25 protein-coding genes are annotated in these 25890 nt (G+C 70.2%); 11 read left to right on the forward strand and 14 right to left on the reverse strand.

The annotated features are described in order from the left end of the window. Positions 1–34 precede the first annotated feature (34 nt). The 5 genes from ACOZ35_RS11690 to ACOZ35_RS11710 form a co-directional block, all read right to left on the reverse strand. Positions 35–577, reverse strand: a complete 543-nt coding sequence (locus ACOZ35_RS11690; RefSeq protein WP_017343573.1) for a KH domain-containing protein — start codon at positions 575–577, stop codon at positions 35–37. 101 nt (positions 578–678) lie between these two features. Continuing rightward, positions 679–1644, reverse strand: coding sequence for a serine/threonine-protein kinase Rio1 (gene rio1, locus ACOZ35_RS11695; RefSeq protein ID WP_424013754.1), 966 nt, complete (start codon positions 1642–1644; stop codon positions 679–681). Positions 1645–1715: 71 nt separating this feature from the next. After that, positions 1716–2270, reverse strand: a complete 555-nt coding sequence (gene hjc / locus ACOZ35_RS11700; RefSeq protein WP_424013755.1) for a Holliday junction resolvase Hjc — start codon at positions 2268–2270, stop codon at positions 1716–1718. Positions 2271–2431: 161 nt separating this feature from the next. Further along, positions 2432–2803, reverse strand: coding sequence for a rhodanese-like domain-containing protein (locus ACOZ35_RS11705; RefSeq protein WP_424013756.1), 372 nt, complete (start codon positions 2801–2803; stop codon positions 2432–2434). A 76-nt stretch (positions 2804–2879) separates the two neighbouring features. Continuing rightward, entirely contained in the window at positions 2880–3446 is a 567-nt protein-coding gene (locus ACOZ35_RS11710) for an NADPH-dependent FMN reductase (RefSeq protein WP_424013757.1), read from the reverse strand. A gap of 499 nt (positions 3447–3945) precedes the next feature. On the opposite strand from ACOZ35_RS11710, the gene ACOZ35_RS11715 reads away from it, so the two are divergent. The 4 genes from ACOZ35_RS11715 to ACOZ35_RS11730 all read left to right on the forward strand — a co-directional run bounded on the left by ACOZ35_RS11715 (position 3946) and on the right by ACOZ35_RS11730 (position 7386). Beyond that, positions 3946–5361 (forward strand): phosphoglucomutase/phosphomannomutase family protein, encoded by a 1416-nt coding sequence (locus ACOZ35_RS11715; RefSeq protein ID WP_424013758.1) that lies wholly within the window; start codon positions 3946–3948, stop codon positions 5359–5361. 139 nt (positions 5362–5500) lie between these two features. Further along, a complete protein-coding gene (locus ACOZ35_RS11720; protein ID WP_424013759.1) occupies positions 5501–5833 on the forward strand; it encodes a hypothetical protein in 333 nt (110 codons plus the stop codon). A gap of 61 nt (positions 5834–5894) precedes the next feature. Beyond that, positions 5895–6638 (forward strand): DNA polymerase sliding clamp, encoded by a 744-nt coding sequence (locus ACOZ35_RS11725; protein WP_049932029.1) that lies wholly within the window; start codon positions 5895–5897, stop codon positions 6636–6638. A 1-nt stretch (position 6639) separates the two neighbouring features. Next, a complete protein-coding gene (locus ACOZ35_RS11730; RefSeq protein ID WP_424013760.1) occupies positions 6640–7386 on the forward strand; it encodes a hypothetical protein in 747 nt (248 codons plus the stop codon). On the opposite strand, the gene ACOZ35_RS11735 is transcribed toward ACOZ35_RS11730, so the two are convergent. The 3 genes from ACOZ35_RS11735 to ACOZ35_RS11745 form a co-directional block, all read right to left on the reverse strand. Next, entirely contained in the window at positions 7381–9225 is a 1845-nt protein-coding gene (locus ACOZ35_RS11735) for a histidine kinase N-terminal 7TM domain-containing protein (RefSeq protein WP_424013761.1), read from the reverse strand. The two genes, ACOZ35_RS11730 and ACOZ35_RS11735, sit on opposite strands and share 6 nt — an antisense overlap. A 65-nt stretch (positions 9226–9290) precedes the next feature. Then, positions 9291–10682, reverse strand: coding sequence for an MFS transporter (locus ACOZ35_RS11740; RefSeq protein WP_424013762.1), 1392 nt, complete (start codon positions 10680–10682; stop codon positions 9291–9293). Positions 10683–10731: 49 nt separating this feature from the next. After that, positions 10732–11325 (reverse strand): DUF7474 family protein, encoded by a 594-nt coding sequence (locus ACOZ35_RS11745; protein ID WP_008585365.1) that lies wholly within the window; start codon positions 11323–11325, stop codon positions 10732–10734. 132 nt (positions 11326–11457) lie between these two features. Here ACOZ35_RS11745 and mdh point away from each other — a divergent pair, with 132 nt between their 5' ends. The 3 genes from mdh (at position 11458) to ACOZ35_RS11760 (ending at position 13215) form a co-directional block, all read left to right on the forward strand. Next, complete coding sequence (gene mdh / locus ACOZ35_RS11750; RefSeq protein ID WP_424013763.1) at positions 11458–12372, forward strand: malate dehydrogenase; 915 nt, start codon at positions 11458–11460, stop codon at positions 12370–12372. A gap of 65 nt (positions 12373–12437) precedes the next feature. Beyond that, positions 12438–12626, forward strand: a complete 189-nt coding sequence (locus ACOZ35_RS11755; RefSeq protein WP_424013764.1) for a DUF7554 family protein — start codon at positions 12438–12440, stop codon at positions 12624–12626. 13 nt (positions 12627–12639) lie between these two features. After that, positions 12640–13215, forward strand: coding sequence for a 2'-5' RNA ligase family protein (locus tag ACOZ35_RS11760; RefSeq protein WP_424013765.1), 576 nt, complete (start codon positions 12640–12642; stop codon positions 13213–13215). Between the two features lie 37 nt (positions 13216–13252). Here the strand turns inward: ACOZ35_RS11760 and ACOZ35_RS11765 are convergent, their stop codons facing one another. The 4 genes from ACOZ35_RS11765 to ACOZ35_RS11780 form a co-directional block, all read right to left on the reverse strand. Next, positions 13253–13501, reverse strand: a complete 249-nt coding sequence (locus ACOZ35_RS11765) for a ribbon-helix-helix domain-containing protein (protein WP_424013766.1) — start codon at positions 13499–13501, stop codon at positions 13253–13255. Positions 13502–13956: 455 nt separating this feature from the next. Continuing rightward, on the reverse strand, positions 13957–14142 hold the full coding sequence (locus tag ACOZ35_RS11770) for a hypothetical protein (RefSeq protein WP_424013767.1): 186 nt from the start codon (positions 14140–14142) through the stop codon (positions 13957–13959). 3 nt (positions 14143–14145) lie between these two features. Further along, entirely contained in the window at positions 14146–15537 is a 1392-nt protein-coding gene (locus ACOZ35_RS11775) for a cytochrome P450 (protein WP_424013768.1), read from the reverse strand. A 163-nt stretch (positions 15538–15700) separates the two neighbouring features. Further along, positions 15701–17317, reverse strand: coding sequence for a methyl-accepting chemotaxis protein (locus ACOZ35_RS11780; RefSeq protein WP_424013769.1), 1617 nt, complete (start codon positions 17315–17317; stop codon positions 15701–15703). 157 nt (positions 17318–17474) lie between these two features. On the opposite strand from ACOZ35_RS11780, the gene ACOZ35_RS11785 reads away from it, so the two are divergent. The 3 genes from ACOZ35_RS11785 to ACOZ35_RS11795 all read left to right on the forward strand — a co-directional run bounded on the left by ACOZ35_RS11785 (position 17475) and on the right by ACOZ35_RS11795 (position 21767). Continuing rightward, on the forward strand, positions 17475–19238 hold the full coding sequence (locus ACOZ35_RS11785; RefSeq protein WP_424013770.1) for an excinuclease ABC subunit C: 1764 nt from the start codon (positions 17475–17477) through the stop codon (positions 19236–19238). Between the two features lie 442 nt (positions 19239–19680). Beyond that, positions 19681–20259: an RNA 2',3'-cyclic phosphodiesterase gene (thpR, locus tag ACOZ35_RS11790; RefSeq protein WP_424013771.1), complete on the forward strand. Its 579-nt coding sequence runs from the start codon at positions 19681–19683 to the stop codon at positions 20257–20259. An 86-nt stretch (positions 20260–20345) separates the two neighbouring features. Beyond that, a complete protein-coding gene (locus ACOZ35_RS11795; protein ID WP_424013772.1) occupies positions 20346–21767 on the forward strand; it encodes a HEAT repeat domain-containing protein in 1422 nt (473 codons plus the stop codon). 35 nt (positions 21768–21802) lie between these two features. Here ACOZ35_RS11795 and ACOZ35_RS11800 read toward each other — a convergent pair whose 3' ends face one another. Continuing rightward, positions 21803–22633: a DUF7504 family protein gene (locus ACOZ35_RS11800; protein ID WP_424013773.1), complete on the reverse strand. Its 831-nt coding sequence runs from the start codon at positions 22631–22633 to the stop codon at positions 21803–21805. A gap of 94 nt (positions 22634–22727) precedes the next feature. Further along, a complete protein-coding gene (locus tag ACOZ35_RS11805; protein WP_424013774.1) occupies positions 22728–24026 on the reverse strand; it encodes a hemolysin family protein in 1299 nt (432 codons plus the stop codon). Between the two features lie 169 nt (positions 24027–24195). Between ACOZ35_RS11805 and serA the strand changes: the two genes are divergently transcribed. Further along, positions 24196–25800 (forward strand): phosphoglycerate dehydrogenase, encoded by a 1605-nt coding sequence (serA, locus tag ACOZ35_RS11810; RefSeq protein ID WP_424013775.1) that lies wholly within the window; start codon positions 24196–24198, stop codon positions 25798–25800. Positions 25801–25890: the final 90 nt, after the last annotated feature.

Below are 25890 nucleotides of genomic sequence, written 5' to 3' on the forward strand. Positions count from 1 at the left end.
GAACGACGGCGGCGACGCCAGCACAGAACTCCACTTATTGCGGTGCGTTAAAACTCACGTCGTCGTCGAGCTCGTTCGACATGCGCTCCAAGTACGAGTACACCGCGCCGTGCGGGGCGCCGTCGAGCAGCATCCCGACCGCCCGGCGAACCACTTCGAGCTCCTCGGGCTGGCCAACGGCGCCCACGGTCGACCCGTAGACGACGACGTTGGCGCCCGAAAGCTCCTCGATGAGCTCCCGCGTGCGACCGTTCTCGCCGATGATCCGGCCCTTCTTGCGCTGGAGGTCGTTGTCGTTGCGGGTGTGCTCGGAGAGGTCGATCAGATCGAGCGTCCGGAGGTCGTGGTCGAGGATCGACAGCGCGGTCTCCGGCTTGAAGCCGCGGCCGATCGCCTTGATGATATCCGGGGCCACCATCGCCGCCACGGGGTCGTCGCGCTCCTCGATGGCGACGCTCCCCGACTCCGAGTCGATGTCGAGCCGCACGTTCGCCCGCTCTTCGATCTCCCGCATCGTCTCGCCGCCGGCGCCGATGACGACGCCGATCCGGTCCTGCGGAACCGTCACGTGTTGCATACCACGGAGTACCCGGTGGAGCCCTTTAAGCGTGTTCCGCCGCGGGCGGTGTGTGCCAGTATGACTCTTCTCGCCGGGGATTTCGCTCTCCGCCGCCGGAGTCACTCCTCGTCGGACTCTTCAGCCCCGTCGGCCTCCCCACCCGGCTCCCCGCTCGGGTCCGCTTCCGGTTCCGTCACGTACGCGCGGAGGTCGTCGGGGTCGACATCGATCCCCTGTCGCGTGAAAAAGGCCGCCACGTTCTCGCAGTCGCGCACCAGGAACTCCCCGGCGTTCGGGTGGTGAACCGTCACCGCCTGTCCGAGATCGATGATCACCAGTTCGCCCTCGTGGATGATCATGTTGTACTCCGAGAGGTCGCCGTGGATCAGCCCGGCGCCGTACAGCCGGCGCATGTACTCGCGGACGACCTCGTAGGCAGTCTCGGGGTTCTCCACGTCGACCTCGCTCAGCCGGCGGGCGCGCTCCTCGGCGTGGCCGACGAGCTCCATCACGAGGACGTTGCGCTGGACCGCGATGGGCTCGGGCACCCGGACGCCGGCCTTGCGCGCGCGTTCGAGGTTCGCGAACTCCTTGCGGGTCCACGCCAGCACGACCGCCTTCTTGTCGCTCGCGATCCCGTCGAAGCGCGGGTCCCCCTCCAGGTAGTCGCGCATCTGCCGGAAGTTCGAGGAGTTGATCCGGTACACCTTCACCGCGACCTCGCGCTCGGGCGTGACGCCCTCGGGGCCGCCGCGGGCCGCTTCCGACCCCGGCTCCGGCCGCTCGCCCGCCTGCCCGCCGAGCGCCTCGAAGACGCTCGCCTCCTTCCCCGTCGACACCGGCCCGCCGAAGGCGTCGACGTAGCCGTCCTGGACCAGCTTGTAGACGGCCGCGAGCGTGGCGTCGTCGAACACCGACTCCTGCAGCTTGAACTGCTCGGTGTCTTTGATCCGCTTGCGGAACTCGTCGAACTCGCGGTCCTGCCGCCGGGCGATCCGGTCGGATTCGGTGTCGGAGACGTCGAGCTGCTCCCACTCGTCGCCGGGCTGGTCCGCGGGTTCGAGCAGGCCGAAGTCCTCGCTCATTCGTGGCAGGGTTCGGTGCCGCGAGGGATAAGCGAGGGGGTCGGCGGACGGCAGAGCGGGTTTGGACCTCGCTACAGCACGTCGAGCGCGTCGTCGACCGGCATGTGGCCGTCGCGGACGGCCTCTAAGATCGTTCGGCGCTCCTCGGTCTCCGGGTCGGTCGCGTCCGCGTCGTCGCCGGTCCCGCCGTCGCCGACCTCCGCGAGCGTCACCTTCTCCGTCTCGCCGACGAACTCGGGGAAGTCGGTGCCGTCCGCGAGCGCTTTCTCCTTCTTCACCCGATACGAGCCCGCGTCGGTGGTGTACAGGTCGCCCGGATGGAAGAAGAACCAGTCCTCGCGGTCAAACCGCACCGCGATCCGGGCCTTCGCGCCGAAGTTCCGCGCGAAGAACAAAAGCGCCTCCACCTCCTCGCCGGTGAGGTAGATGGGGTCGCCAGCGCTCGACTTCGCCTCGATGGCGTAGAACGTCTCGCCGTCGCCCGCGAGCACGTCGGGGAGCTCCCGCTCCGTGGCGGAGCCGCTCGCCGGCGCGCGCATCACGGCGAACCCCGCGTCGTCCAAAGCGTTCACCAGTTCGCGCTCGCGGCGGTCCCCCTTCCGGTTAGCGGACACGGTCGTCGTCACCCGGTTCGGTCATGGGCGTCGTAGACGCGAGCCGGGCAAAAGCCCGGCGGGTCGGCGGCCCCCGGTCGCGGAGCGACTCCATGCGCGCGGCGGGGTCGCGTTCTCGCGTCACCCGCGCAGCCGCCAGCCTCGCGTCACCCGCGGCGCCGTCGCGCCTCGCGTCACCCGCGCAGCCGCCACCACAGCGACCGAATTCGGTACCCGAGCGACCCGCGCTCGTACCCGTTCCAGCCGCTCATCCCGCCGGCGAGCGTCGACGCCTCGTAGCCCGCCTCGTCGAGCACGCGAGTCGCGCGCTTGGCGACGATCCCCATCTTACAGACGGTGACGACCTCGCGGTCGTCAGGGATCTCGTCGAGCTGGCGGCGGAGCGCGGCGTCGTCGCCGCTCCGGAGGTCGTCGTAGACGGGGACGTTCCGGCTCCCCTCGATCGCGCCGCTCCCGTAGTCCGACGCGGGGCGGATGTCCAGCAGGAACGGCTCGTCGTCGGTCCCGAGGCGCTCGTCCAGCTCGTCCGGGCGAATGCGACTCATCGGCGGAGGGTCGGGCTCGCGGGGGAAATCCCTGCCGCCTGCGGCCGCGAACGGTGCTCGGCGGTCGCCGCCGCCCTCACTCCCGCATTCGTTCGGCGTGTTCGAGGACCACTCGGCCCAGCCGCTCAGTGCGGCGGCGGAGGTCCTCGTCGGTGATCCGCGGTTCGCCGTCCGGGGTGGCCGCGTCCGTGGCTCCGCTCGTCTCGATCTTCGAGGAGGCGCCTTGGATCCCGACCTCGTGGGGCACGGTCCAGGCGTGGACGTTCCGGAACGTCGACCGGAGGTGTTCGAGCGTCCCGCCGTAGGAGCCGCCGCCCGCGGTCGCGAGCAGCCCCACGGCCGTGTTCGCGTACTCGTCGGAGCCGCAGAAGTCGTGGAAGTTTTTGAACGTCGACGAGTAGGAGCCGCGGTAGACGGGGGTGCCGGCGAGGACGCCGTCGGCCTCGCGGACGCGGCGTTTGAGGGCCTCGCTGTCGCCCTGCGCGTCCTCGTCCGGGTGGTATAGCGGGAGGTCGACGGCGCCGAGATCGATCAGGTCGGTCTCCGCGCCGGCATCGGCCGCGGCGCGAAGCGCGACGCGGAGCGCGGCCCGCGTGGTGCTGTCCGCGCTCCGACTGCCGGAGACGGCCGCGATTCGGGTCATAATCCGGGTTGGGAGCCAAATGATAAAAACGGAGGCGATCGAAGCGATCCAGAGACGAAATCACAGTTGTCGTCAGCTTACTACCAGCACTCGGGATCGCTTCGTGCTTTTAAATTCCAGTCGGTGGATTATAAGTCACCGACGTGGATCAGCGGCGAACACCGCCAAAGCCCCAGCCGGGAGGCGGGCGCACGCTCGCTGCGCGCTTCAGTCGCTCGTTTCACTCGCTCCCTGTGGTGCTTGTGTCGCCTGCGCCCGCCTCCCTGCTGCCCCTTTGAGTCCCGTCCCGCACGGCACCGCAGCCTCACGCCTCCCCAGCCTCGCGGCTCCCTCGCTTCGCTTCGGTCGCCGCGTCCCTCGCGCGTGCTGCTCGCGGCCTACCGGCCGCTCACCGGCACGCGCCACCGCAGTCCGTTTATAAATAGCAGGTGGCGGCTTGCTCGCGCAATCCTCGCGACCGACACCGGGCATTATTGTCCCCGCCGCCGACGTGGTCGACATGGATCAGATCTCCTTCGGCACGGACGGCTGGCGCGCGACGCTCGACACTTTCACCGACGAGCGCGTGCGGATCGTCGGACAGGCGGTCGCCGACCACCTCGACGCGGCGGGCCACGACGAACCGGTCGCCGTGGGGTACGACGCCCGCGAGACCTCGGAGGGGTTCGCGGAGAGCCTCGCCGAGGTGCTCGCCGGCAACGGCTTCGACGTACTCCTCCCCGAGCGCGACGCGCCGACGCCCGTCATCGCGTACGCCATCGTCAATCGCGGGCTCGCCGGCGCGTGTATGGTCACCGCCTCCCACAACCCGCCCGAGTACAACGGCGTGAAGTTCATCCCGAGCGACGGCGCCCCCGCGCTCCCGGATATGACCGAGGACGTCGTCGACCGGCTCGCAGAGCCCGACCTCCTGCCCGAAGCGGAGCGCGGCGAGATCTCGCGCGTCGACCTCGTGAGCGACCACGCCGACGCGGCCCGCGACCTCGTGGGGCGCGTCGCCGGCACCGGGGGCGACGGCGGCGACGAGGTCGACCTCTCCGGACTCACCGTCGCGTACGACGCGATGCACGGGAGCGGGCGCGGCGTCACGGACGCACTGCTCGAATCCGCCGGCGCCGAGGTCGTCCGCCTGCGCTGCGAGCGCGACGTGACCTTCGGCGGCGACTCCCCCGAGCCCTCGGCCGAACACCTCGAAGAACTGGCCGAGCGCGTCACGGACCCCGACAGCGACGTCGACCTCGGAATCGCCAACGACGGCGACGCCGACCGGATCGCGGTCGTCACACCCGAGCGCGGCGTCCTCGACGCGAACCTCTTCTACGCCGCCTGCTACGACCGCCTCCTAGAGACCGACTCCGGACCGGCGGTCCGCACCGTCTCGACGACGTTCCTCGTCGACCGCATCGCGGAGGCGCACGGCGAGGAGGTGTACGAGACGCCGGTCGGCTTCAAGTGGGTCGCCGAGGCGATGGGCGAGCACGACGCGCTGTTCGGCGGCGAGGAGTCGGGCGGGTTCACCCTCCGCGGCCACGTCCGCGAGAAGGACGGCGTGCTGATGGCGCTGCTCGCGGCCGCGACGCACGCCGCCGAGCCGTTCGACGAACGCGTCGACCGCCTGCTCGACGAGCACGGGCACATCGCGGCCGGGAAGGTGTCGCTCGACTGCCCCGACGACCGGAAGGCGGGCGTCCTCGACGAGCTGGAGGACCACATCCCGGAGTCCGTCTGCGGCTCCCCCGTCGCGAAGGTCGTCACCCTCGACGGGTTCAAGCTCCTCTTGGAGAACGGCTCGTGGCTGCTCGTCCGCCCCTCGGGTACCGAGCCAAAGCTGCGGGTGTACGCCGAGGCCGACTCCGAGAGCGCAGTCGACGATCTCCTCGCAGAGGGGCGCGAGCTCGTCGAACCGCTGATTTGAGGGGGACGAACGACGGGCGGTGACCGGTCGGATCCCTCCGTCGGCCCGGACGAGTTTCAGTTCCACCTTGCGTTCGGCTCGTTTATTTATAAATTAACCTCATATCGTCGCGTACGGCCTCCCCCGGCCGAGAGACAATATGTTCGACGAGCCACTGCCAGCACCCGAGGGCATCGACATCGAATCGAACTCGACCGAGCGCGACGAGCCGCCGGACCAGAACGCGACCAACCCGTCCCGCGAGCCGGCGACGCCCGACCGGGACCCGCGGGAGGAACCGGACCGCGCCACCGACCCGCCGCCCAACCGGCCCGACGGCGACGCGGCCTGCGACTGCGACCGCGAACCGGACGGCGAGGGCGACGAGACGGACGAATCCGACGCGCGCGAATACCGGCTCGAACGGCTCCGACCGTGGCGAACCGTCGTCACGCTCGCGGTCGTCGTCGCCCGTCTCATCCGGACGCTTTGAGCCGCCGGTCGCCGCTCCGATCGGGTGCCTTTTTAGGTGATACCGCCCAAGCTGAACGTATATGTTCAAGGCCATCGTGGGCGCGTCGACGTTTCAGGACGCGCTCGATTCGGTGAGCGTGTTGGTCGACGAGTGTAAGATCCGCCTGAACGAGGAGGAGCTCTCCATCCGGGCCGTCGACCCCGCCAACGTCGGCATGGTCGACCTCACGCTGGAGGCGGCCGCGTTCGAGTCGTACGACGCCGACGGCGGCGTCATCGGCGTCAACCTCGCCCGCTTAGAGGACATCGCCGGCATGGCCAACTCGGGCGACCTGATCCACCTCGAACTCGACGAGGAGACCCGAAAGCTCCACATCGAGATCGACGGCCTGAGCTACACCCTCGCGCTCATCGACCCCGACTCGATCCGCCAAGAGCCGGACATCCCGGACCTCGATCTCGCCTCCGAGATCGTCGTCGAGGGCGCCCAGCTCGACCGCGGGATCAAGGCCGCAGACATGGTCTCCGACCACATCCGCCTCCGCGTCGACGAGACCGACGAGGCGTTCTTCATCGAGGCCGAGGGCGACACCGACGACGTCAACCTCAAGCTCGACCGCGAGGACCTCATCGCGCTCACCGCCGGCCCCGCCGACTCGCTGTTCAGCCTCGACTACCTGAAGGACATGAACAAGGCGATCCCCTCCGACGCCGAGGTCACCGTCGAGCTCGGCGAGGAGTTCCCCGTCAAGCTCCACTACGGGTTCGCGGAGGGGCTCGGACAGGCAACGTATATGTTAGCCCCCCGCATTCAGAGCGAGTAAATTGCCCAGGGAAACGTGCCCAGGATGCGGAAAGTCGTTCAAGCGGGTCGGTAGTCACTGGGCACGCGGAAGCTGTTACTACCCCGAGATACCCACGTACCTTCGCGAGATCCTCATCGGCTGTCTCATGGGTGACGGATCCGTTCCAAAGACGAACGACGGTTCTCACGGCCTATTCCGTCTCCCGATGGTTAACAAGCAATTTTTGGAGTGGTTCGACCACGAGATGGGGATATTGAGTACCGGTGTTGTCTTAAAAAAGACGGCAGCGGAACTGGCACAGAATAACCGTGAATCGGGGTTCAGTCCAAATGCGAGGGCTGAGAACTATCACGATATGTACACCGTCATATCGCGATCCCACCCGTTCATGCGGTCGCTTCGTCGATGGTACCGATCCGGAGAGAAGCGGTTCCCAGAGAGCCTATCGCTGACGCCACGGATCGCGAAGATGTGGTACATCTGTGACGGGTGTCTCGATGTTCAGGAACACGGCGAACCCAGAGCATCGATACGGATACGAAACCGAGACGATCGTCAGGATTTCCTTTTAAACCTATTCGAGGAGGTCGGCCTCTCACCGTCGTACGGCCGCGAAACGATCCGCTTCGGGGTCGAAGAGACCCGCTCTTTCCTCGACTGGATGGGCAACCCACCGCCCGGCTTCGAGTACAAGTGGGTACTCGACTCGCGAGAGCGCTACGATCGCCTGAAGGCACAGGCGTACGGCGAGGAGCGCGCCTTATAGATCGTCCACAACCGGAATCGACACCGTCACTCGCGTCCCTCGCGGTTCTCGATCCTCATACTCGACCTCGGCGCCGACCGCGGCGGCGCCCCACGCGACGACCCACAGCCCCAGCCCGGAGCCGTGTTCGAGAGCAGTCTCCCGCCCGGACTCGACCGCCTCGACCTCGTGGTCGGGGATGCCGGGGCCGTCGTCCTCGACCGTGAGGACGAAGCGGTTGTCGCCCGTGGCTTCATCCTCGCCGGCGTCTCTCTCCCGGCGGAGCGCGACCCGCACCCACGTCCCGCCGTCCTCGCGCTCGGTCCCCTCGCCGTCGTGGTGGTCGAGCGCGTTCTCCACGGTGTTCTCGACGACCGCGCGGAGCGCGTCGGGCCTGACGCGCGTGGTCCAGTCGACCGCTCCGGCGGCGTCCCCGGCGTCGTCGGTCGACGCCGCGACCTCGACGTCGAGTTCGACCGTCGCCGCGTCGTCGCGCTCGCGGGCGTCCCCGACGACCGATTCCAAGAGGTCGCGGACGTCCGTCGCCTCGGGATCGTTGTCGGCGAGCAGCCGCTCGACGGTTCCAGCTTTCTCGCCGAGCGCGGCCAGCGCGCCCGCGCGGCGCTCGACGGCGTCGGCCATCCGGACCAGCTCCGGGTCGTCGAGGCGATCGCGGAGGATCTCGCCGTAGCCGTGGACGACGCCGGCGTCGTTGCGGAGGTTGTGGCGCAGGATGCGGTTGAGCACCTCTAGCTGCTGGCGGCGGCGCTCGCGCTCGGTGACGTCCGAGAGGACGACCGTGTAGCCGACGTGGGTTGCGTTCGGGTCGGTCAGCCGGGAGACCGACACCGCGTACGTGCGGCGGCCCGCGCCGTCGGGGGCGTCGATTTCGACCGTCTCGCGGGACCCGCCGCTCGCGTCCGCCTCGTGGCCGGACTCGCCGCCGTTCGGTTCGTCCGCGCTCCCGTCGCCGACCCCGATCGGGAGGTCGAGGAAGTCGGCGAGCGGCCGGTCGCGGGCGGTCTCGGCGTCGACGCCTAACACCGCCTCGGCGGCGGGGTTGAGCCGGACGACGCGACGGTCGAGCCCGAGCGCGACGATGGGGTCGCGGAGGTCGTCGATGGCGGTGCGCTCGGCGGCGCGGCTGGTCGTCGGGTTCCGTTCGAACATCTCCGCGCGGTCGAACGCGTACGCGTCGAGGAACACGTGCGGGACGAACATGATCGGCGCGAGCTGGAGCTGCGGGGCCGGCCCGAGCGCCAGCGCCCACGCGACCAGGGCGAACCCCGGCGGAATGGGGCTCAAAGCGACCGCGGCGCTCTCCCGGCGGTAGAGGGGGCCGTAGCTCAGGAGGGTGTCGACGAGGAGGAACACCGCGCTGGCGACGAGGACGGTCTCCGCGGCGACCGTCAGGTACGCCCACGGGCCGAACCCGTACGAGACGGTCTCGACGCCGAAGGCCGGGGCGCGTCCGAAGTCGGTCCAGAAGGCCCCGTGGAGGGAGTTCGTGACCAGCAGAGCCGTCGAGAGGAGGCCGAACCCGACGATCGTCGCGAACAGGCGGCTCCGGACGACGTCGCTCCGGCCGGTGTACTCCAGGGCGAAACCCAGGAAGGTCACGCCGGTCCAGATGATGCCGAGCCACGTCGCCGTCTCGAGCAGGGCACGGAGGGCCGGGTCGGCGACTAGCAGCCCGGTCCCGTAGGCGAAACACCACGTCGCCTGCGCGGCGAACACCGCGAGGAACCAGTCGACGCCGGGGCGACCGCGGCGTTCGCGGATCGCCCACGCGAGCCAGACCGCGCCCGCGCCGCCCGCGAACGAACCGACGACGGGCCACGCGGGGACGGCGTCGAACATGTGTCGGCCCGGAGGGCGAGCCGCGAGGTAAAACTGTCGCGGACGGCGGCGTCATCCGCCCGCGCTCAGTCGGCCGACCGGGCAAACGCGACCGCAACGGGCGCGAGCAGCAGCGCGCCGATCAGGAACGGCGACGCGACGGCGACCGTGTACAGCACCGCCATCAGCGGCGGACCGACGGTGCGTCCGAGGCTCGACGCGCCCTGGGTCACGCCGAAGGCCGCCCCCTGGTCGGCGTCGTCGGCCGAGGCGGAGACGAGCGTCGCCAGCGAGACGTTGACGAGGGCGTTGCCGAGCGAGAGCGCCGCGAGCGCGGCGAGCAGCGCGACGAGCGGGAGCGTGAGCCACGCCGGGCCGCCGAGGGCGACGCCCCCAGCAACGCGGTCGACGAGGCCGGTTGCGGGGATCGCGACGAGCGCGGCGGCGAGGACGACCGATCCGGCCGCGACGAGCGTCCGCGAGGAGACGACCCGGGAGAGCCGTCCGACGAGGACGCCCTGATTGATCGCGCCGAGGACGCCGACGTAGGTGAGGAGGAACGCCGCGGCCGTCGCGTCGTAGCCGAACGCGTCCGCGACGTACGGGATGAACATCACTTGGACGCCCGCGAACGCGACGGCGACGACGAAGTACGTGACCGTCAGCGGGCGGAGCGACGCGGAGGCTAAGGCGTCGCGGAACTGGCCGATCGCAGTCGTCCGGCGGCCGCGGGACCCCTCCGCGCCGCCCGCCGGTCGCGTCCGCGTCGGCTCTTCGAGGAAGGCGAACCCGACGAGGACCGCGAGGAAGCTCATCCCCGCCGCCGCGAAGCTCGGGAGGGAGTAGGCGGTGGCCGGGACGAACGCCGGGAGGAGCGCGTCGGCGCGGGCGACGACGGCGTCGGCGGCGAGCAGCCCGCCGATCGCCGGCCCGAAGACGAACCCGAGCGCGAACGACGCGCCGACGAGGCCGAGCGCGCCCGCCCGCCGGTCCCGGGGCGTGATGTCGGCGACGTACGCCTGCGCGGCGGCGATGTTGCCGCCCATCGCGCCCGCGAGCGTCCGGGAGGCGAACAGCGTCGCGAGCGCCGCGACGGGGCCGAACCGCGCCCCCGCCGTCCCGGCGTAGCCGAACACCGTCCACGCGACGCCGGCGGCCGCGAGCGACGCGAGGAGGACGGGCCGGCGCCCGATCCGGTCGGAGAGCCGGCCGAGCGTGGGCGCCGCGAGGAACTGCGCGAGCGAGTACGAGGCCGCGAGCAGGCCGATGAAGGCGTCGCTGACGCCGAACGACCGCACGTAGAAGGGCAAGATCGGGATCACGATCCCGAAGCCGACGAGATCGATGAACACGACGCCGATCACGACCGCGAGCGCGCGCCGAGGGTTGGCGACGGCCGGGGGTCGGTCGGAGTCGTCCTCGCCGGCGGGGGTGTCGGCGTCCCCGCTCGACGCCGCACCGGCTTCCGGGTGTGCCACGGCGGTGGGACGGTGCGGGGGGACTTAAGCGGGCGGCCGCGAGGGGCGCTCAGATGTGCCGCTCGATGACGCGCTTCGCCGACTGGCCCTTCTCCTTCCAGCCGTAGCCCTCGTCGTACACGTGGCGCTTGGCGTCGACGAGTTCTTCGGGGGTCGACTCCTCGAAGCCGCCGCGGTCCCACGCGCCCGACTCGCGGAGCCACTCGATCACGTTCTCGCGGGTCTCGGGCCACGAGAGCCCGACCATCTCGTACCACGCCACCATCGCGAAGACGGCGTTGTCGTGACAGCCCGGCACGGAGCCGTGCTCGTAGACGGTGCGCATTGGCTCGCGGGTGGGCTCGGAGACCAGCTCCTTGAACTCCGCGGCGGTGAGCAGGCGGAGGCGGTCGCCGTCCTCGACGACGCGCTGGTCGCGGCGGAGCGCGCCGAGCGCCGCCTTGTGGAGCCCGCCCCAGTCCGCCGGAATCGCGTCCCGCAGCGCCGCCTCCGAGAGGCCGTCGGGCTCCGCGGACAGCACCGAGAGGAGGTCCGTGTACGCCTTCTCGACGGTCGGCCAGCTCACGCCCTCGAACTCGCAGTCGGCGTCGTGAAGGCTGTTGGTCGTCCGACAGCCGGGACACGGGTAGCGGAACGTCGGCACTGGGTGGGTGTGTGCGGCCGCCGGAGTTAGAGTTTTCGCGACGGGGCGGCGAGCGCGACGCGCCGGAATACGCACGGACGTTCGTGGGGTTCCGAAACGTTTACTCGGTGTCCGACCGCGGCTTCACACGGTATGACAAAGGTCAGCGTTATCGGTGCGGCGGGGACCGTCGGGGCCGCGGCCGGCTACAACCTCGCGTTGCGCGACGTGGTCGACGAACTCGTCTTCGTCGACATCCCGGACCAGCGCGAGACGACGATCGGCCAGGCCGCCGACGCGAACCACGGCGTCGCCTACGACTCGAACACGACCGTCCGGCAGGGCGAGTACGAGGACACCGCCGGCTCGGACGTCGTCGTCATCACGGCCGGCATCCCGCGCAAGGAGGGCCAGACCCGCATCGATCTGGCCGGCGACAACGCGCCGATCATGGAGGATATCGGCGCCTCCATCGCCGAGCACAACGACGACTTCGTCACCGTCACCACCTCCAACCCGGTCGACCTGCTCAACCGCCACCTCTACGAGGCGGGCGATCGCGACCGGCACAAGGTGGTCGGCTTCGGCGGGCGGCTCGACTCCGCGCGCTTCCGCTACGTCCTCTCCGAGCGGTTCGACGCCCCCGTCAAGAACGTCGAGGCGACGATCCTCGGCGAGCACGGCGACGCGCAGGCGCCCGTCTTCTCGAAGGTGCGCGTGAACGGCCGCGACCCGTCGTTCGACGCCGACGAGAAAGAGCAGATTCTGGAGGACCTCCAAGAGTCCGCGATGGACGTGATCAGCCGCAAGGGCGCCACGCAGTGGGGGCCCGCGACCGGCGTCGCCCACACCGTCGAGGCCATCCTCAACGACACCGGCGAGGTGCTCCCCTGTTCGGTCGTGCTCGACGGCGAGTTCGGCTACGAGGACACCGCGCTCGGCGTGCCCGCGAAACTCGGCTCGAACGGCGTCGAGGAGGTCGTCGAGTGGGACCTCGACGAGTACGAGTCGGAGCTGCTCGACGAGGCCGCCGAGAAGCTCTCCGAGCAGTACGAGAAGATCGCGTAAGGCGTCTCTCGGACTCGCTCGCCGCCAGCCATCGGATTTTTACCGCTGCCCGCGCTCTCCAGAGCATGAACCGCGCCGAGATCGACACCGACGACCTCCTGAAGGTCGTGCTGCTGCTCGTCGTCGTGTGGCTTCTCTTGGAGATCGTCGGGGCCGTCCTCGATATCGCCTTCTGGCTGCTCGACGCCATCCCGACGCTGATCGGGATCGCGCTCGTCGTCGTAATCGCCTTGCACCTCACCGATCGGATCTGAGGCGGGCCGCGACGTGTTCAGCCTCAACGTCCCGCTTCCGCCCGCGGTCGACCAGCTCGCGGGCGATCTCCACCCGAAACTAACGGGCTTCGACCGCGTGCGCGACCGCCACACCCTCGTCTGTAAACGGTTCGGCGTCGCGGACGTGGGAAGCGAGGAGCGCGAGGGGGGCGAGGGAGGTGGACACGGAAGGGATCGAGACGTACCACCTCGACAGGAGGCCGTCGACCGCCTGCGCGAGCGCCTCCGGCGCCCCCTCGCCGGGACCGACCCCTTCGAGGTCGCCGTGACCGGAATCGACGTCTTCGACGCGCCGCGGTCGGGGTCGCGGCCGGTCGTTTACTTGGCGGTCGAGAGCGACGGTCTGATTGCGCTTCATCGACGGCTTTGTGCCGCGTTCGGCGCGATCGATGGGATCGAGGGCGACGAGTACGTGCCGCATATCACGCTGGCCCGTGGTGGGAATCCGGAACCGGGCGCGGTCGCCGACCTCGTCGACGCCGAGCTCGACCCGGTCCGGTGGCGTGTCCACGCGCTCGACGTGTGGGACCCGGAGTACCGGGAGACGGCCGCGACCGTCGATTTATAAATCGAGATGATCCACTCGTGGCGAACGCGTCGGGCGTTCAGTCTTTGATCGCGTCGCTGTCGCGGGTACGCCCTTTCTGGATGTCGACCTCGCTCGCGGCGACCGCCTTGAGGTCGGCCCGATCGAACTCGGGGTGTTTCACCGCGTCGCGAAGCACGTCGCGTACGAACTCGCTCCGGCTGTTGTAGCCGAGATCAGTCCACGTCGCGTCAACGTCGGCGAGGAACGACTCCGTCATTCGGGTGTTGACCGTCGTCTTCTCCGGCGGCGAACTCGCTTCTGACATACGTCTGTGTTGAAATTGTGTACGAATAATGGTTACACTGGCGGCTGTGTCAGATCTGTCTTCGGGAGAGTGTGGCGCGACAAATGACCGGCAGACTGTGGGTCAGCAGCCACTAATTCAAAAACCCCAGCCACCAGTTATAAGCTATTAACCGTCGATTGGCGGTACCTCCAAAGCCCCAGCCGCGAGGACTCGCGCGGCTTGCTGCGCGCTTCAGTCGCTCGCGTTGCTCGCTCCTTCCAGTGCTTGCTACGCCGTGCTTCGTCCTCGCGGCTGCCCCTTTGAGTCCCGCCCCGACCGCACCGCAACCGCGCCTCACGCCTCCCCAGCCTCGTCGCTCACTGCGTTCGCGACTCCCTCGCGCGTGCTGACTCGCGGCCGCCGGTGGCGGCCGCTCGCAGGCACGCGCCGACCGCAAGAGTACTTGTTTATAACTGAGCGGCGGTCGCAACCGGCTACGCGTCGTCGACCGCGTTCGGCTCCTCGATCGCGTGGTGCGGTCCCACCGGACCGTGCGTCGGGCAGACGCCGGCGATGGGAGTCGCGTTGAGACAGCAGGCGCGCTGTTCGCCCGCGACGAGGCCCTTTGAGAGGGGTTCGCCGCAGCGGGCGCAGTACGACTCCGCCTCGTCGCCGGCCATCCCTCAGCGCTCGCGGATCCGCATCGGCACTGGATGGTTCGGATGCATCGTCAGTGACCCGCGTAAGGAGAGGTCGGGCCCTTCGTAGTCGAGTTCGAACCGCGAGCAGACGGTCGCGAGGATGATCTTGGCCTCCAGCAGCGAGAACGCCTTCCCGATACAGTGGCGCGGGCCGCCCCCGAACGGGAAGAAGGCGAATCTCGGGCGTTGGTTGCGCCGCTCGGGCGTCCAGCGGTCGGGATCGAACGTCTCCGGGTCGTCGTACCAGCGCTCGGACCGGTGGATCACCCACTGGGAGACCATCAGCGCCGAGTCCTCAGGGATCCGGTACCCCCCCAGTTTCACGTCGAGCTTGGGCTCGCGGAACAGCGTGTAGACGGGCGGGTAGAGCCGCATCGACTCGTTGAGCACGCGCTCGGTGTAGTCCATGTCGCGGACCGCGTCCGCGGTCAGGGGGCCGCCACCGGTCGCTCCCTCCGCCTCGCCTTCGACCCGCCCGCGGGCTTCGGGGTGGTTCGAGAGGAGGTAGAAGGTGTACGTCAGCGCGAGCGCGGTGGTGTCGTGGCCGGCGAGCAGCATCGTCACCAGCTCGTCGCGGAGGTTCTCGTCGGTCTGCTCGCCGCGGTCGCGGGCGCGGAGCAGGACGGAGAGCAGGTCCATCGGGAGGTCGGCGTCGGGGTCGCCAGGCGGCCCGCGGACCCCGGTCCCGTCCGGGCCGGCGGGGTCGACGCTCGGGTCGCGCTCCGTGCCGCGGCGGCGCTCGACGATGTCGTCGATCACCGATTCGAGCGTGTCGATGGCGGCGTCGAACTCGCGGTTCTCGCGGGTCGGCAGCCAGTCCGGGATCAGGTACCGGCGGGGGTCGGGCTCGAACCGGGCGCCGAGCGGTTCGAGGTTCTCCTGGACCGTCTTCACCTCCTCGTCGTCGATGTCGGCGCCGAACATCGCCGTGACGATGATCTTCACGGTGAGCCGCGCCAGCTCCAGCTGGATGTCGACGACGTCGCCGTCCTCCCAATCCGCGACGTGCGACTCGGCGTGGTCGGCCATCATCCCGGCGAGCGCGCCGATCCGGCGGTTGTGGAACGCGGGGTTCGCCAGCGTGCGCTGGCGCCGCCACGTCTCGCCGTCGCTCATGAGGAGGCCGTCGCCGAGCAGCGCGTCCATCGCGTCGTCGAACTGCGGCTTGCGGTAGCGCTCCGCGTCGGAGACGAGCACGCGCTCGACGTCGGCGGGGTTCGTAAGAAGGTACGTCTCCCTCGGGCCGAGGTCGAGTCGCACCACGTCGCCGTAGCTGTCGGCGCAGGCGCGAAGGAAGCCGAACGGGTCGTCAGCGAACTGGCGACCGTTGCCGAACAGGGGGTCGCCCAGCGGTCCGGGCGGCGTAACGGACATACGATTTCTGGGGGTTGAGCGGGGTTAAACGTTCGGCGGGGGAGAGCGAAGCACGAGAGAAGACGGCGAGAAAGGACGGCGAGAGAAACGGACGGGATCGGGGGGCGTCGGAGCGCGGCGAGCGCGGGGCGTCGGAGCGCGGCGAGCGCGGGGCGTCGGAGCGTTACCGCGCGTCGAGCCGTTCGACGCGGGCGATCAGCTCGTCGACGGCCGCCTCCTGGTCGTCGGTGGCGTCGACGATGCGCTCGGTCGCGTCCTCGGTGCGGTCGGAGCGCTCGCGCACCGCCTCCAGCGACGAGGTGAGCTCCTCGACGGTCGCGGCCTGGTCGTCGGTGGTCCGGGCGACCTCCGCGACGCCCGCGGCCGCCTCGTCGACGGCGTCGGCGATCTCTTCGAGCGAGTCGAGAACCGTCTCGATCTCGGTGCCCGCGTCCTCGATGCGCTCGTGGGAACGCTCGACGGCGGTCGTCGTCTCCGCGGACTGCGCCTGCAGCTTGTCGAGGCTCTCCGTGATCTCCTCGGTGTAGCCGCGGGTCTCGTCGGCGAGCTTCTTCACCTCCTCGGCGACGACCGCGAAGCCGTCGCCGCCCTCGCCGGCGCGGGCGGCCTCGATGTTGGCGTTCAAGGCGAGCAGGTTCGTCTGCTCGGCCACGTCGGAGATGACCTCGATGACCTCCTCGATGTCGTCCATGCGCTCGGAGAGCGCGCCGACGCTCTCGACGAGCTCGTCGCCGATCTCGACGACGTCCTCGGTCGCCTCGCGGGCGTCCTCGCTGGCGTCGAGCCCCTCGTCGGCGGCGTCGGCCGCCGCGACCGCGGCGGAGTCGACCTCGTCGGCCGTCGCGGCGACCTCCTCCATCCCGGCGGAGAAGGACTGCATCTCGGAGACGCTCTCTTCTAAGAGCTCGTTCTGCTCGTCGACGTTCTCGGCGATGTCGGCGGCCGCCTCGCTCGCCTCCTCGACGGTCTCGTCGAGGTCGCGCGCCTTCTCGTGGACGCCCGAGGAGAGCTGGTCTAAGTTCTCGGCCATCTGGTTGACGACGTCGACGACGCGGACGAGGTCGGCGCTGAGGTGATCGAAGGAGTCGCGGCGGCTCGCGCGGGCGTCGAGGTTCCCCTCGCCGATCGCCTCCGCGGTCTCTCGGACCTCGGCGACCAGCTCGCTCGTGGCGTCCCGCTGGTTCACGTTCTCGGTCCGGTCGATGACGACCTCCGTCACGCCGACGAGCTCGTCGCCGTCGTACATCGGCGTCGCGGTGAACTCGATGTGCTTCTCGTCGCCGTGACGGTCGACCATCGTGCTCGTGTCGCGGTAGCGGGTCCGGGCGCCGCCGCACCGCTCGAGGTCGTACACGTCGTCGGCGGTCTCGGGCGCGTCGAGCACCTTGTCCGCGAGGGTGTCCGCGCGCCGGCCGTCGGGGTAGAACAGCTCCGAGGCGAAGCCGTGACCGAGGGCGTCCTCCCGGTCGACGCCCGTGAGCGCGGCGAGCGACGCGTTCCACTCGGCGACGTTCCCCTCGGTGTCGAGAATAAACGTCGGGACCCCCGTGGCGTTGAACACCTCGGCGAAGCCGGCGCCGGCCAGGGTCCCGGTTCGGTCCGCGCCGTCCGTTTCCGCGACGCTGTACTCTCCCCCGTCCGGGTTCCCGGACGTAACGCCCCCGGTCGTCGCGGCGTCCGCTCCCGGCGAGTCCTCGACGACGACGCCTCCGTCGGGGACCGACCGGGAGTCCCCGTCTCGGCCGAGCGCGCGCCGCAGCAGCCCTCGAACTCCCGTCATAGTCTACTCCAACTCTCTGAACCGAGTTGATAAACGGCGGGTCCCAGTACTCGCGATTGATAATCGACTGTCGCCGGGGGGTGCGGGCGACGAGACGCGGCTCGGGCGGCCCCCGCAGCGTTCAATGGCGTCGGGCGGCTACGGCGATCCGAGACCGATGGACGCCGACGCGGTGCGCGAGCGGGCCCGAGACCTCCCGACCGAGCCCGGGGTCTACCAGTTCCGGGCCGGCGAGACGACGCTGTACGTCGGGAAGGCGCTCGACCTCCGCGACCGGGTGCGGTCGTACGCGGACCCGCGCTCGGGCCGCATCCAGGGGATGGTCGAGCGCGCCGACCGGATCGAGTTCGCGGTCACCGACACGGAGACGCAGGCGCTCCTCTTAGAGGCGAACCTCATCAAGCGGCTCCGCCCGCGGTACAACGTCCGGCTGAAAGACGACAAGTCGTACCCGCTCGTCGCCTTCACTGACCACGAGGTCCCCAGAATCGAGGTGACCCGGGACCCCGAGGCGGGCGCGGTCGCGTACGGCCCCTTCACCGACGTGGGCCGCGTCGAAACCGTGGTGAAGGCTGTGCGAGAGGTGTACGGCCTCCGCGGCTGCTCGGACCACAAGTACGAGGGCCGCGACCGCCCCTGCCTCGACTACGAGATGGGCATCTGCTCGGCGCCGTGTACCGGCGAAATCTCCGTCGAGGAGTACGCCGAGGACGTGGCGGCCGCGCGGCGCTTCTTCGAGGGTGAGACCGGCGTCCTCGCGGACCCGCTCCGGCGCCGGATGGAGGCCGCGGCCGAGGCGAACGAGTTCGAGCGCGCCGCGAATCTCCGTGACCGGCTCGAAGCGGTCGAGGCGTTTCACGGCGAGGGCGGCGAGGCCGTCAGCGACCGGACCGACGACCGCACCGTCGACGTGCTGGCGGCCGCCGTCGAGGGCGACACCGCTCGCGTTGCCCGGCTCCACAGCGAGCGCGGCCAGCTGGTCGACCGAAGCCGGCATCAGTTGGACGCGGCGGCAGTGGGAGACGAGAGAGACGACTCCGGGCAGGGAGCCAACACCCCCGCGGCCGTCCTCGCCGCGTTCCTCGCGCAGTACTACGCCGAGCGGGAGTTCCCGGACGCGGTCCTCCTCGCCGAGCAGCCCGCCGACCCGGAGGTGGTCGAGTGGCTGGAGAGCGAAGGCGTCGCGGTCCGCGTCCCCGGCGCCGGCCGCGAGGCGAAGCTCGTCGAGCTCGCCCTGAAGAACGCCCGGAAGCGCGGCGGCCGCGACGACCCCGTCGGCGCGCTCGGCGACCGGCTCGGAATGGATCGCCCGGCCCGGATCGAGGGGTTCGACGTGAGCCACGCGCAGGGGACCGCCGTGGTCGGCTCCGACGTGTGCTTCGTCGACGGAAGCTCCGAGACCGCCGACTACCGACGGAAGAAGCTCACCGACCGCAACGACGACTACGCGAACATGCGCGAGCTGGTCCGGTGGCGCGCCGAGCGCGCGGTCGAAGACCGAGACGACCGCCCCGACCCCGACCTCCTCCTGATCGACGGCGGCGAGGGGCAGCTGGGCGCCGCCCGCGACGCGCTTGCGGAGACGGGCTGGGACGTCCCCGTCGTCGCGCTCGCGAAGGCCGAGGAGCTGGTCGTCACCCCGACCGGCACCCAGCGGTGGCCCGACGACGCCCCCGAGCTCCACCTGCTCCAGCGCGTGCGCGACGAGGCGCACCGCTTCGCCGTCTCCTACCACCAGACCGTCCGCGACGAGGTGGCGACCGTCCTCGACGACGTGCCCGGCGTCGGTCCCCAGACCCGACGACGACTCCTGCGCAGATTCGGCTCGGTCGAGAACGTCCGCGACGCCTCCCGCGAGGACCTCACCGACGTCGACGGCGTCGGCGACGCGACCGCCAACACGCTCCGCGAACGTTTATAAACGAATCCGCGGTGGCGCGTGCCTCCGAGCGCCCACCGGGCGCGAGGAGCACGCGCGAGGGACGCGGTGAGCGAGGGCGACCGCAGGGAGCCCCGAGCGAACCGCGAGGCTGGGGAGGCGTGAGGCTGCGGTGCTGTGGGGGGCGGGACTCAAAGGGGCAGCCGTGAGGCGGGCGCAGGCGACGCAAGCACCGCAGCGAAGGAGCGGTAGCGACTGAGCGAGGCGCGCAGCGAGCGTGCGCCCGCCTCACGGCTGGGGCTTTGGAGGTGGTCGCCGTCGATCCACGGTGGCCGATTTATAAGCGAGCGGCTGGGGCTTTGGAGGCGTTCGCGGTCGATCCACGGTGGCTGATTTATAAGTAAGCGGCTGGGGCTTTGGAGGTGTTCGCGGTCGATCCGCGATCAATTATTTATAAATCGCCATCCACAACGACCCACTCGTCATGCGAGCGTTCTTCGCCGTCGACCTTCCGGACTCCCTCGCGCCCGCCGTCGCGAACGCACAGGCCCCCTTCGCGGACGCACCGGGCATCAACCCGGTCGACCCCGAACAGGCGCACGTGACGATGAAATTTCTCGGCGAGGTCGCGGAGATCGCCGAGGGTGACTCCCCAACCGTCGACGACGTGATCGCGGCCGGCGAGCGCGCCGTCGACCGCGCAGGCGTCGATCCTTTTAAATGCGAAGTAAGCGGCCTCGGCGTCTTCCCGAACCGCGAGTACATCTCCGTCGTCTGGGCCGGGGTCGACCGGGGTGGCGACGAACTCACCGCGCTCCACGAGGCCCTCGAAGCGGAGACGACTGCGCTCGGCGTCGACCCCGAGGAACACGAGTTCACCCCGCACGTCACGCTGGCGCGCGTCGAGAACGCGACCGGCGCCGAGGCGGTCCGGGAGGCGCTCGACGCCGGGAAGCCCGAAGTCGGAACATTCGCGGTCGACGAGATCCGGCTGGTCGAGTCGACGCTGACCGAGTCGGGACCCGAGTACGATACCGTCCGGGAGTTCGGGCTTGGACGATGAGGGTCGGCTCGCGGACCGGCGTCGATTCTCACCGGTGATAGCCGCGGCCGTACGTTTAACGTACCGGATCGGTGAGGGGTTCACAGATGGACGACAGGCCGCGGTCGGAGAGCGCCACGGGATCAGCGGAGAGCGGCGGCGCCGGGCAGCGCGACCGTCCGACCGACGGTGATTCCACGGCGCTCGCGCGACTCGACCGGCGGTTCGACGCGTCAACGCGGCGCGAGGCGGCCGAGGCGCTCGGCAACCCCTCCAGTTCGATGAGCGCCGACGCGGGCCGGATCGTCGAGGGGCTGTTCGAGACCGCGCTCGACGACCCCGACGAGGCCGTCCGCGCGGCGGCGATCGAGTCGCTGTACTTCCACGGCGACGACCACGTCGACCGGCTGTCGCGGCGGATCGCACAGCGGCGGCGGAGCGGTACGGGCGACGACGCGGGCCGGGAGACGGAACGCGGCGCCGCCGAGACGTTCGCCCGGTGGCTGGAACACGATCGGGCCGCGTATCGGATGGTCGGGGCGACCGGACTGGCGGCGGTCGGCGACGGGGGGGCCGCACCCCGGCTCCGCGAGGCGTTCGACGACGACGACGCCCGGGTCCGCGCCCGGGCCGTCAGGGGATACGCGCGGGTCGGCGGCGAGACGGTCGAGGCGGTCCGGCCGCTGGTGAACGCGCCGAACGACCTCGTGCGCGGTGCCGCGGCCGACGCGCTCGTCGCGATGGACACCGACGACGCGGTCGAGCTGCTCGCGCTCGCGGCGCGGCGCGGGAACGAACAGCTTCGCCTCTCCGTCGTCGACCGATTGGGAGCGCTCGACCGACGGGACGCGACCGGGGTGCTGATCGGGTCGCTACGAGACCCCTCGGAGGCGGTTCGGCGGGCGGCCGCGAGATCTATCGCCACGGTGATCGCCGAGGCGGAGGCCGTTCCCGCGGGCGACGTGCGCGACCGCCTCCTCACCGAGCGGCCCTTCGAAGCCGACGGCCTCCTCGCCGTGTTCCGGTCGGTCGCCACGGAGCGAACCGCCGGCGACCGGGCGGGCGGAAGCAGGAGCGCGGTCGCCGGGTCGCGAGAGCACGTCGACCCCGAGACCAAGCGGTACGCGGCGTGGCTCTACTGCGAACTCCTCGAAGCCGCGGACCCGACCGCGGCCGACCGGTCGCCAGCGGTCGAGTGGCTGATCGACGCGCTCGATCACCGGGACCGGTTGGTGGCAGACCTCGCCGCTGCGTACCTGCCGCGGATCGCCTCGGGGGACGCAGTCGGGGAGGATCCGGTCGAAGAAGCCCCGCGGGACGGCGCGACCGAGTCCACGCTTGGCGTCGACGTCGAGAGAAAGCTTCGCTCGCTCGCGAGCGACCAGACCGCCTCCGAGGCCGCGCGCGAGCGCGCCAGAGCGGTGTTGCGGCGGTTCAAGCGGGCGATGGTGGAGGCGGCCGCGGACCGCCACGTCGAGTACGTCTACGTTCGCTGGCCCGCGGACTACACGGAGAGCTACGAGGGGTAGCCGGGCGGAGGGGCAGTGAGTCGGAAAAACGGCGCTTAGGGACGGCGAACGAACCGATCGTCGTCGACCGCGACCGTCAGGTCGATCGTCTCGTCGAGGAAGTTCAGGACGGTGGCGACGTTTCGGTCCGCGTCGGCGTCGACGTACAGCTGTAACACACCCCCTGCGTCCGCGAGGCGGGCGGCGAGCATGCGGACGAACGCCACCGCCCGTTCGACGTCGAAGGAGGCGACGATCTGGTGGAAGACGCTCACCTCCAGCGAGACGCGCTCGCCGGACTCGTGGTTGGCGTCGAGGATCCGCGAGACGGTCTCGCCGACCTCGTCGGGGGAGAGGCGCGGATCGAGCTCGACGATCTCGACGTTGAGGCCCTCGAAGTCAACATCGGGCGTCGCCTCGAAGTCGTACTCGCCGGTGGTGACGATCACCGTCCGGCGGGGCCACGACGTGAGGCGCTCGTCGAGCGTACGGACCAGTCGCTCCGGCGTCGACGTCACGGCCACGACGAGTCCCGCGGCGCCGTGAAAGTGCGTCCGGAGCGGGTCGGCCTCGTCGCCGGCCGCCGACGCGTCGACGCGGACGACCCCGTCCCACCCGAGCCGGTCAGCCACGTGAACCTCGTCGGCGATCCGGTCGCCCACGTGGTCGTGGAGGTGCGCCTTGAACTCGGCGACCGCGCCGTCGGTGTCGTATGCGGTCTTGGCCGTGGCGCAGTACGGGCAGTCCCAGCTCACGCGGAAGTCGGACTTCGAGAGCGCGTCCGAGTGGTGCGCGAGTAGGTGCGACCCCGTCACCTCGCGCATCTCGGAGCGGTCCCGCGTCCACGCGACGAACCCGCACCGGCCACACGCCCAGCGGCTTACCATGATCGAGAACGTACCTCGTGGGACCCGTTGGAGGCACATGTGTGTTGTGTTACCTGTTTCTCGTCGCCACCCGCACCGAGCGCGGCGAGGGCGATCACGTAAAATCGACCGATCCGTCGACCGTCGCGCCGGCCACGAACCCGTTCTCGTCGGCGTGTTCGACCCGCACTCGAGTGACCCGGGTCGCGGTCGCACCGGTGACGGCGAGCGTGACGTCGCCGACCGCGACGCGGTCACCCTCCGACGGCAGCCGCCCGAGCTGTCGAGTTATCAGGCCCGCCACGGTCTCGGCGCCCGCGTCGGCGGGCAGCGAGAGCCCGAGCGTCTCGTTGAGGTGCGAAACGGTGGTCCACCCGCGCACGACGGCGGCGTCGGGTGCGACGACATCGACCGCGTCCGTCTCCCACCGCCCGACAAGCTCGCCGACCACCTCCTCGAAGAGGTCCTCCAGCGTCGCGATCCCGACGACTGCGCCGTGCTCGTCGACGACGACCACCATCCGCGCCTCGCTCGCGCGCATCTCCGCGAACAGCTCGTCGAGCGGCTTCGTCTCGGGGACGAACACCGGCTCGCTGAGCGCGCTCGCGAGGTCGGCGCCCGTCTCCTCGGCGCGGATCGCGTCGCGGACGTCGAGGACCCCGATCACGTCGTCGCGGTTCTCGCCGTACACCGGCATCCGGGTGACGCCCTCGCTCGCGGCCCGCGAGAGCGCGTCAGCCGGCGTCGCGGTGTCGGGAAGCGCGACCACGTCGGTCCGGGGGACCATCACCGCGTCGACGGTCGTGGTCTCCAGATCGAGGACGCCGCGGATCATCGCGCCCTCGTCGGGATCGAGCGCGCCCGCGGCCTCGCCCGACCGCACGAGCGTCGCGATCTCCTCGCGGGTGAGGTACGACTCGATCGCGGACTCGCCGCCCGTGAAGCGGTTGACGACGCCCGAGAGCGCCTCGAACACGTACAGGACGGGGCGGAGGACGCGCTGGATCGCGACGACGATCCGCGAGACGCGGAGCGCGTGCTTCTCGGCGTTGGCGACCGCGTACGACTTCGGCGCGATCTCGCCGAAGACGATGACGAAAAGCGAGGTGACGAGCGTCGACCCCGTGGCCGCCTCGCCGCCGGAGAAGCCGAACCGGACGAACACCGCGGTCGCGACCGACGCCGCGGCGATGTTGGCGACGTTGTTGCTCACAAGCGCCGTGACGAGGAAGCGGTGCGAGTCGTCGCGCAGCGCCGACAGCGCGCGGGCGCCCGGGACGTCGGTCGCGACGAGCGAGTCGATCCGGTGGGTCGGCACGGAGAACACCGCGAGCTCCGAACTGGAGAAAAAGGCGCTCACCGCGGTCAGCGCGAGAATAGCGCCGACGCCGACGAACGCGATCGTGAAGTCCATACGACCACATGCGGCCGAGTATAAAAGGGAGTACCGACGTGGGAATACCCACGAACGCGCATTCTCCACCGGAAACGGAGGGGTCGACACACACGATCGCGGATCCGTCGGGGCGGCAAAACGGCGCGATTCGGAAAGCGTTAACCCCGCGCCGCGGGTGCGTTTCGGCATGAAGGTACTCGTTACCGACCCCATCGCGGACGCGGGGTTGGACCGACTCCGAGACGCCGGCCACGAGGTCGTCACCGACTACGAGAGCGAGGGCGAGGCGTTGCTCGACGCCGTCGCCGACGCGAACGCGCTGATCGTGCGGTCCGGGACCGACGTGAACGAGGCCGTCTTCGAGGCGGCTTCCGAGCTCGTCATCGTCGGCCGCGCCGGCATCGGCGTCGACAACATCGACATCGAGGCCGCCACCGACCACGGCGTCATCGTCGCGAACGCGCCCGAGGGGAACGTCCGCGCCGCCGCCGAGCACACCGTCGCGATGACGTTCGCCGTCGCGCGCTCGATCCCGCAGGCGCACGGCCGTCTCGTCGACGGCGAGTGGGCCAAAGGCGAGTTCCTCGGCACCGAGGTGAACAACAAGACGCTCACCATCGTCGGGCTCGGCCGCGTCGGGCAGGAGGTCGCCAAGCGCCTCGACTCGCTCGGGATGGACCTGGTCGTCTACGACCCGTACATCTCCGAGGAGCGCGCCGACCGGATGGGCGCCGAACTGGTCGAGGACCTCCACGACGCGCTCGCCGCGGGCGACTTCGCGACGATCCACACCCCGCTCCTCCCCGAGACGGAGGGGATGATCGGCGAGGCCGAGCTGGCCCAGCTGGAGGGCGGCTATCTCATCAACTGCGCCCGCGGCGGCATCGTCGACGAGGACGCGCTCGCCGAGGCGGTCGACGACGGCGTCCTCGCGGGCGCCGCGCTCGACTCCTTCGCCGAGGAGCCGCTCTCGCAGGACTCGCCGCTGCTCGACGTCGAGGAGATCGTCCTCACGCCGCACCTCGGCGCCTCGACGGAGGCCGCCCAGGAGAACGTCGCGGTCGACACCGCGGAGGCCGTCCTCGCGGCGTTCGACGACGAGCCGGTCCTGACGGCGCTCAACGCGCCCTCGGTCGACGAGAGCGCGTTCCCGCGGATCGAGCCGTACATCGACGTGGCCGAGACCGCCGGGAAGGTCGCCGCCCAGCTGCTCGACGGCCGGATCACCGAGGTGGAGACGACCTACGAGGGCGACATCGCCGCGGAAGAGGTCGACCTCGTCACCGCGAGCGCGCTGAAGGGCGTCTTCGAGCCCTTAGAGTGGCAGGTGAACTCGGTGAACGCGCCCCGGCTCGCCGAGGAGCGCGGCATCGAGGTGACGGAGTCGAAGACCCGGCAGACCGACGACTTCCAGAGCCTTGTCCGCGTCACCGTGCGCAACGGCGACGACGAGATCGCGGTCGAGGGGACGCTGTTCGCGGGCGAGGACGCCCGCATCGTCCGGATCGACGGGTTCCGCGTCGACGCGGTCCCGTACGGCCACATGCTCGTCGCGCGCAACACCGACGAGCCGGGCGTCATCGGCCTCATCGGCACCGTCCTCGGCGACCACGACGTCAACATCGCCGGGATGTTCAACGGCCGCGAGACGCAGGGCGGGGAGGCCCTCACCGTCTACAACCTCGACTCGGCCGTTCCCGACGCCGCGATCGAGGAGCTGCTCGCGGACGACCGCGTCGTCGAGATCACCGAGATCACGCTGGACGGCGCCGACGGGCGCGCGGACGAGTAGTCGCGGTCGCGAGACTCTGCTGTTCTGCCGTTTCGCGTGCGTAGCGACCGCGTCGGGTGCGTGACGGCCACGCCGCAGACGTGACGGCCG

The sequence above is a fragment of the Halorubrum xinjiangense genome (assembly GCF_049604745.1).
GTDB lineage: Archaea > Halobacteriota > Halobacteria > Halobacteriales > Haloferacaceae > Halorubrum > Halorubrum xinjiangense_A.

What these genes read in the sequence shown, in the direction of transcription:
- ACOZ35_RS11780 (WP_424013769.1), bottom strand. Translation starts at nt 17,317, where the DNA reads ATGACGGGAGTTCGAGGGCTGCTGCGGCGCGCGCTCGGCCGAGACGGG.
- ACOZ35_RS11770 (WP_424013767.1), bottom strand. Translation starts at nt 14,142, where the DNA reads ATGGCCGGCGACGAGGCGGAGTCGTACTGCGCCCGCTGCGGCGAACCC.
- ACOZ35_RS11785 (WP_424013770.1), top strand. Translation starts at nt 17,475, where the DNA reads ATGGACGCCGACGCGGTGCGCGAGCGGGCCCGAGACCTCCCGACCGAG.
- thpR (WP_424013771.1), top strand. Translation starts at nt 19,681, where the DNA reads ATGCGAGCGTTCTTCGCCGTCGACCTTCCGGACTCCCTCGCGCCCGCC.
- rio1 (WP_424013754.1), bottom strand. Translation starts at nt 1,644, where the DNA reads ATGAGCGAGGACTTCGGCCTGCTCGAACCCGCGGACCAGCCCGGCGAC.
- ACOZ35_RS11725 (WP_049932029.1), top strand. Translation starts at nt 5,895, where the DNA reads ATGTTCAAGGCCATCGTGGGCGCGTCGACGTTTCAGGACGCGCTCGAT.
- ACOZ35_RS11710 (WP_424013757.1), bottom strand. Translation starts at nt 3,446, where the DNA reads ATGACCCGAATCGCGGCCGTCTCCGGCAGTCGGAGCGCGGACAGCACC.
- ACOZ35_RS11805 (WP_424013774.1), bottom strand. Translation starts at nt 24,026, where the DNA reads ATGGACTTCACGATCGCGTTCGTCGGCGTCGGCGCTATTCTCGCGCTG.
- ACOZ35_RS11715 (WP_424013758.1), top strand. Translation starts at nt 3,946, where the DNA reads ATGGATCAGATCTCCTTCGGCACGGACGGCTGGCGCGCGACGCTCGAC.
- ACOZ35_RS11800 (WP_424013773.1), bottom strand. Translation starts at nt 22,633, where the DNA reads ATGGTAAGCCGCTGGGCGTGTGGCCGGTGCGGGTTCGTCGCGTGGACG.
- ACOZ35_RS11720 (WP_424013759.1), top strand. Translation starts at nt 5,501, where the DNA reads ATGTTCGACGAGCCACTGCCAGCACCCGAGGGCATCGACATCGAATCG.
- ACOZ35_RS11735 (WP_424013761.1), bottom strand. Translation starts at nt 9,225, where the DNA reads ATGTTCGACGCCGTCCCCGCGTGGCCCGTCGTCGGTTCGTTCGCGGGC.
- ACOZ35_RS11705 (WP_424013756.1), bottom strand. Translation starts at nt 2,803, where the DNA reads ATGAGTCGCATTCGCCCGGACGAGCTGGACGAGCGCCTCGGGACCGAC.
- ACOZ35_RS11765 (WP_424013766.1), bottom strand. Translation starts at nt 13,501, where the DNA reads ATGTCAGAAGCGAGTTCGCCGCCGGAGAAGACGACGGTCAACACCCGA.
- ACOZ35_RS11795 (WP_424013772.1), top strand. Translation starts at nt 20,346, where the DNA reads ATGGACGACAGGCCGCGGTCGGAGAGCGCCACGGGATCAGCGGAGAGC.
- serA (WP_424013775.1), top strand. Translation starts at nt 24,196, where the DNA reads ATGAAGGTACTCGTTACCGACCCCATCGCGGACGCGGGGTTGGACCGA.
- ACOZ35_RS11690 (WP_017343573.1), bottom strand. Translation starts at nt 577, where the DNA reads ATGCAACACGTGACGGTTCCGCAGGACCGGATCGGCGTCGTCATCGGC.
- ACOZ35_RS11755 (WP_424013764.1), top strand. Translation starts at nt 12,438, where the DNA reads ATGAACCGCGCCGAGATCGACACCGACGACCTCCTGAAGGTCGTGCTG.
- mdh (WP_424013763.1), top strand. Translation starts at nt 11,458, where the DNA reads ATGACAAAGGTCAGCGTTATCGGTGCGGCGGGGACCGTCGGGGCCGCG.
- ACOZ35_RS11775 (WP_424013768.1), bottom strand. Translation starts at nt 15,537, where the DNA reads ATGTCCGTTACGCCGCCCGGACCGCTGGGCGACCCCCTGTTCGGCAAC.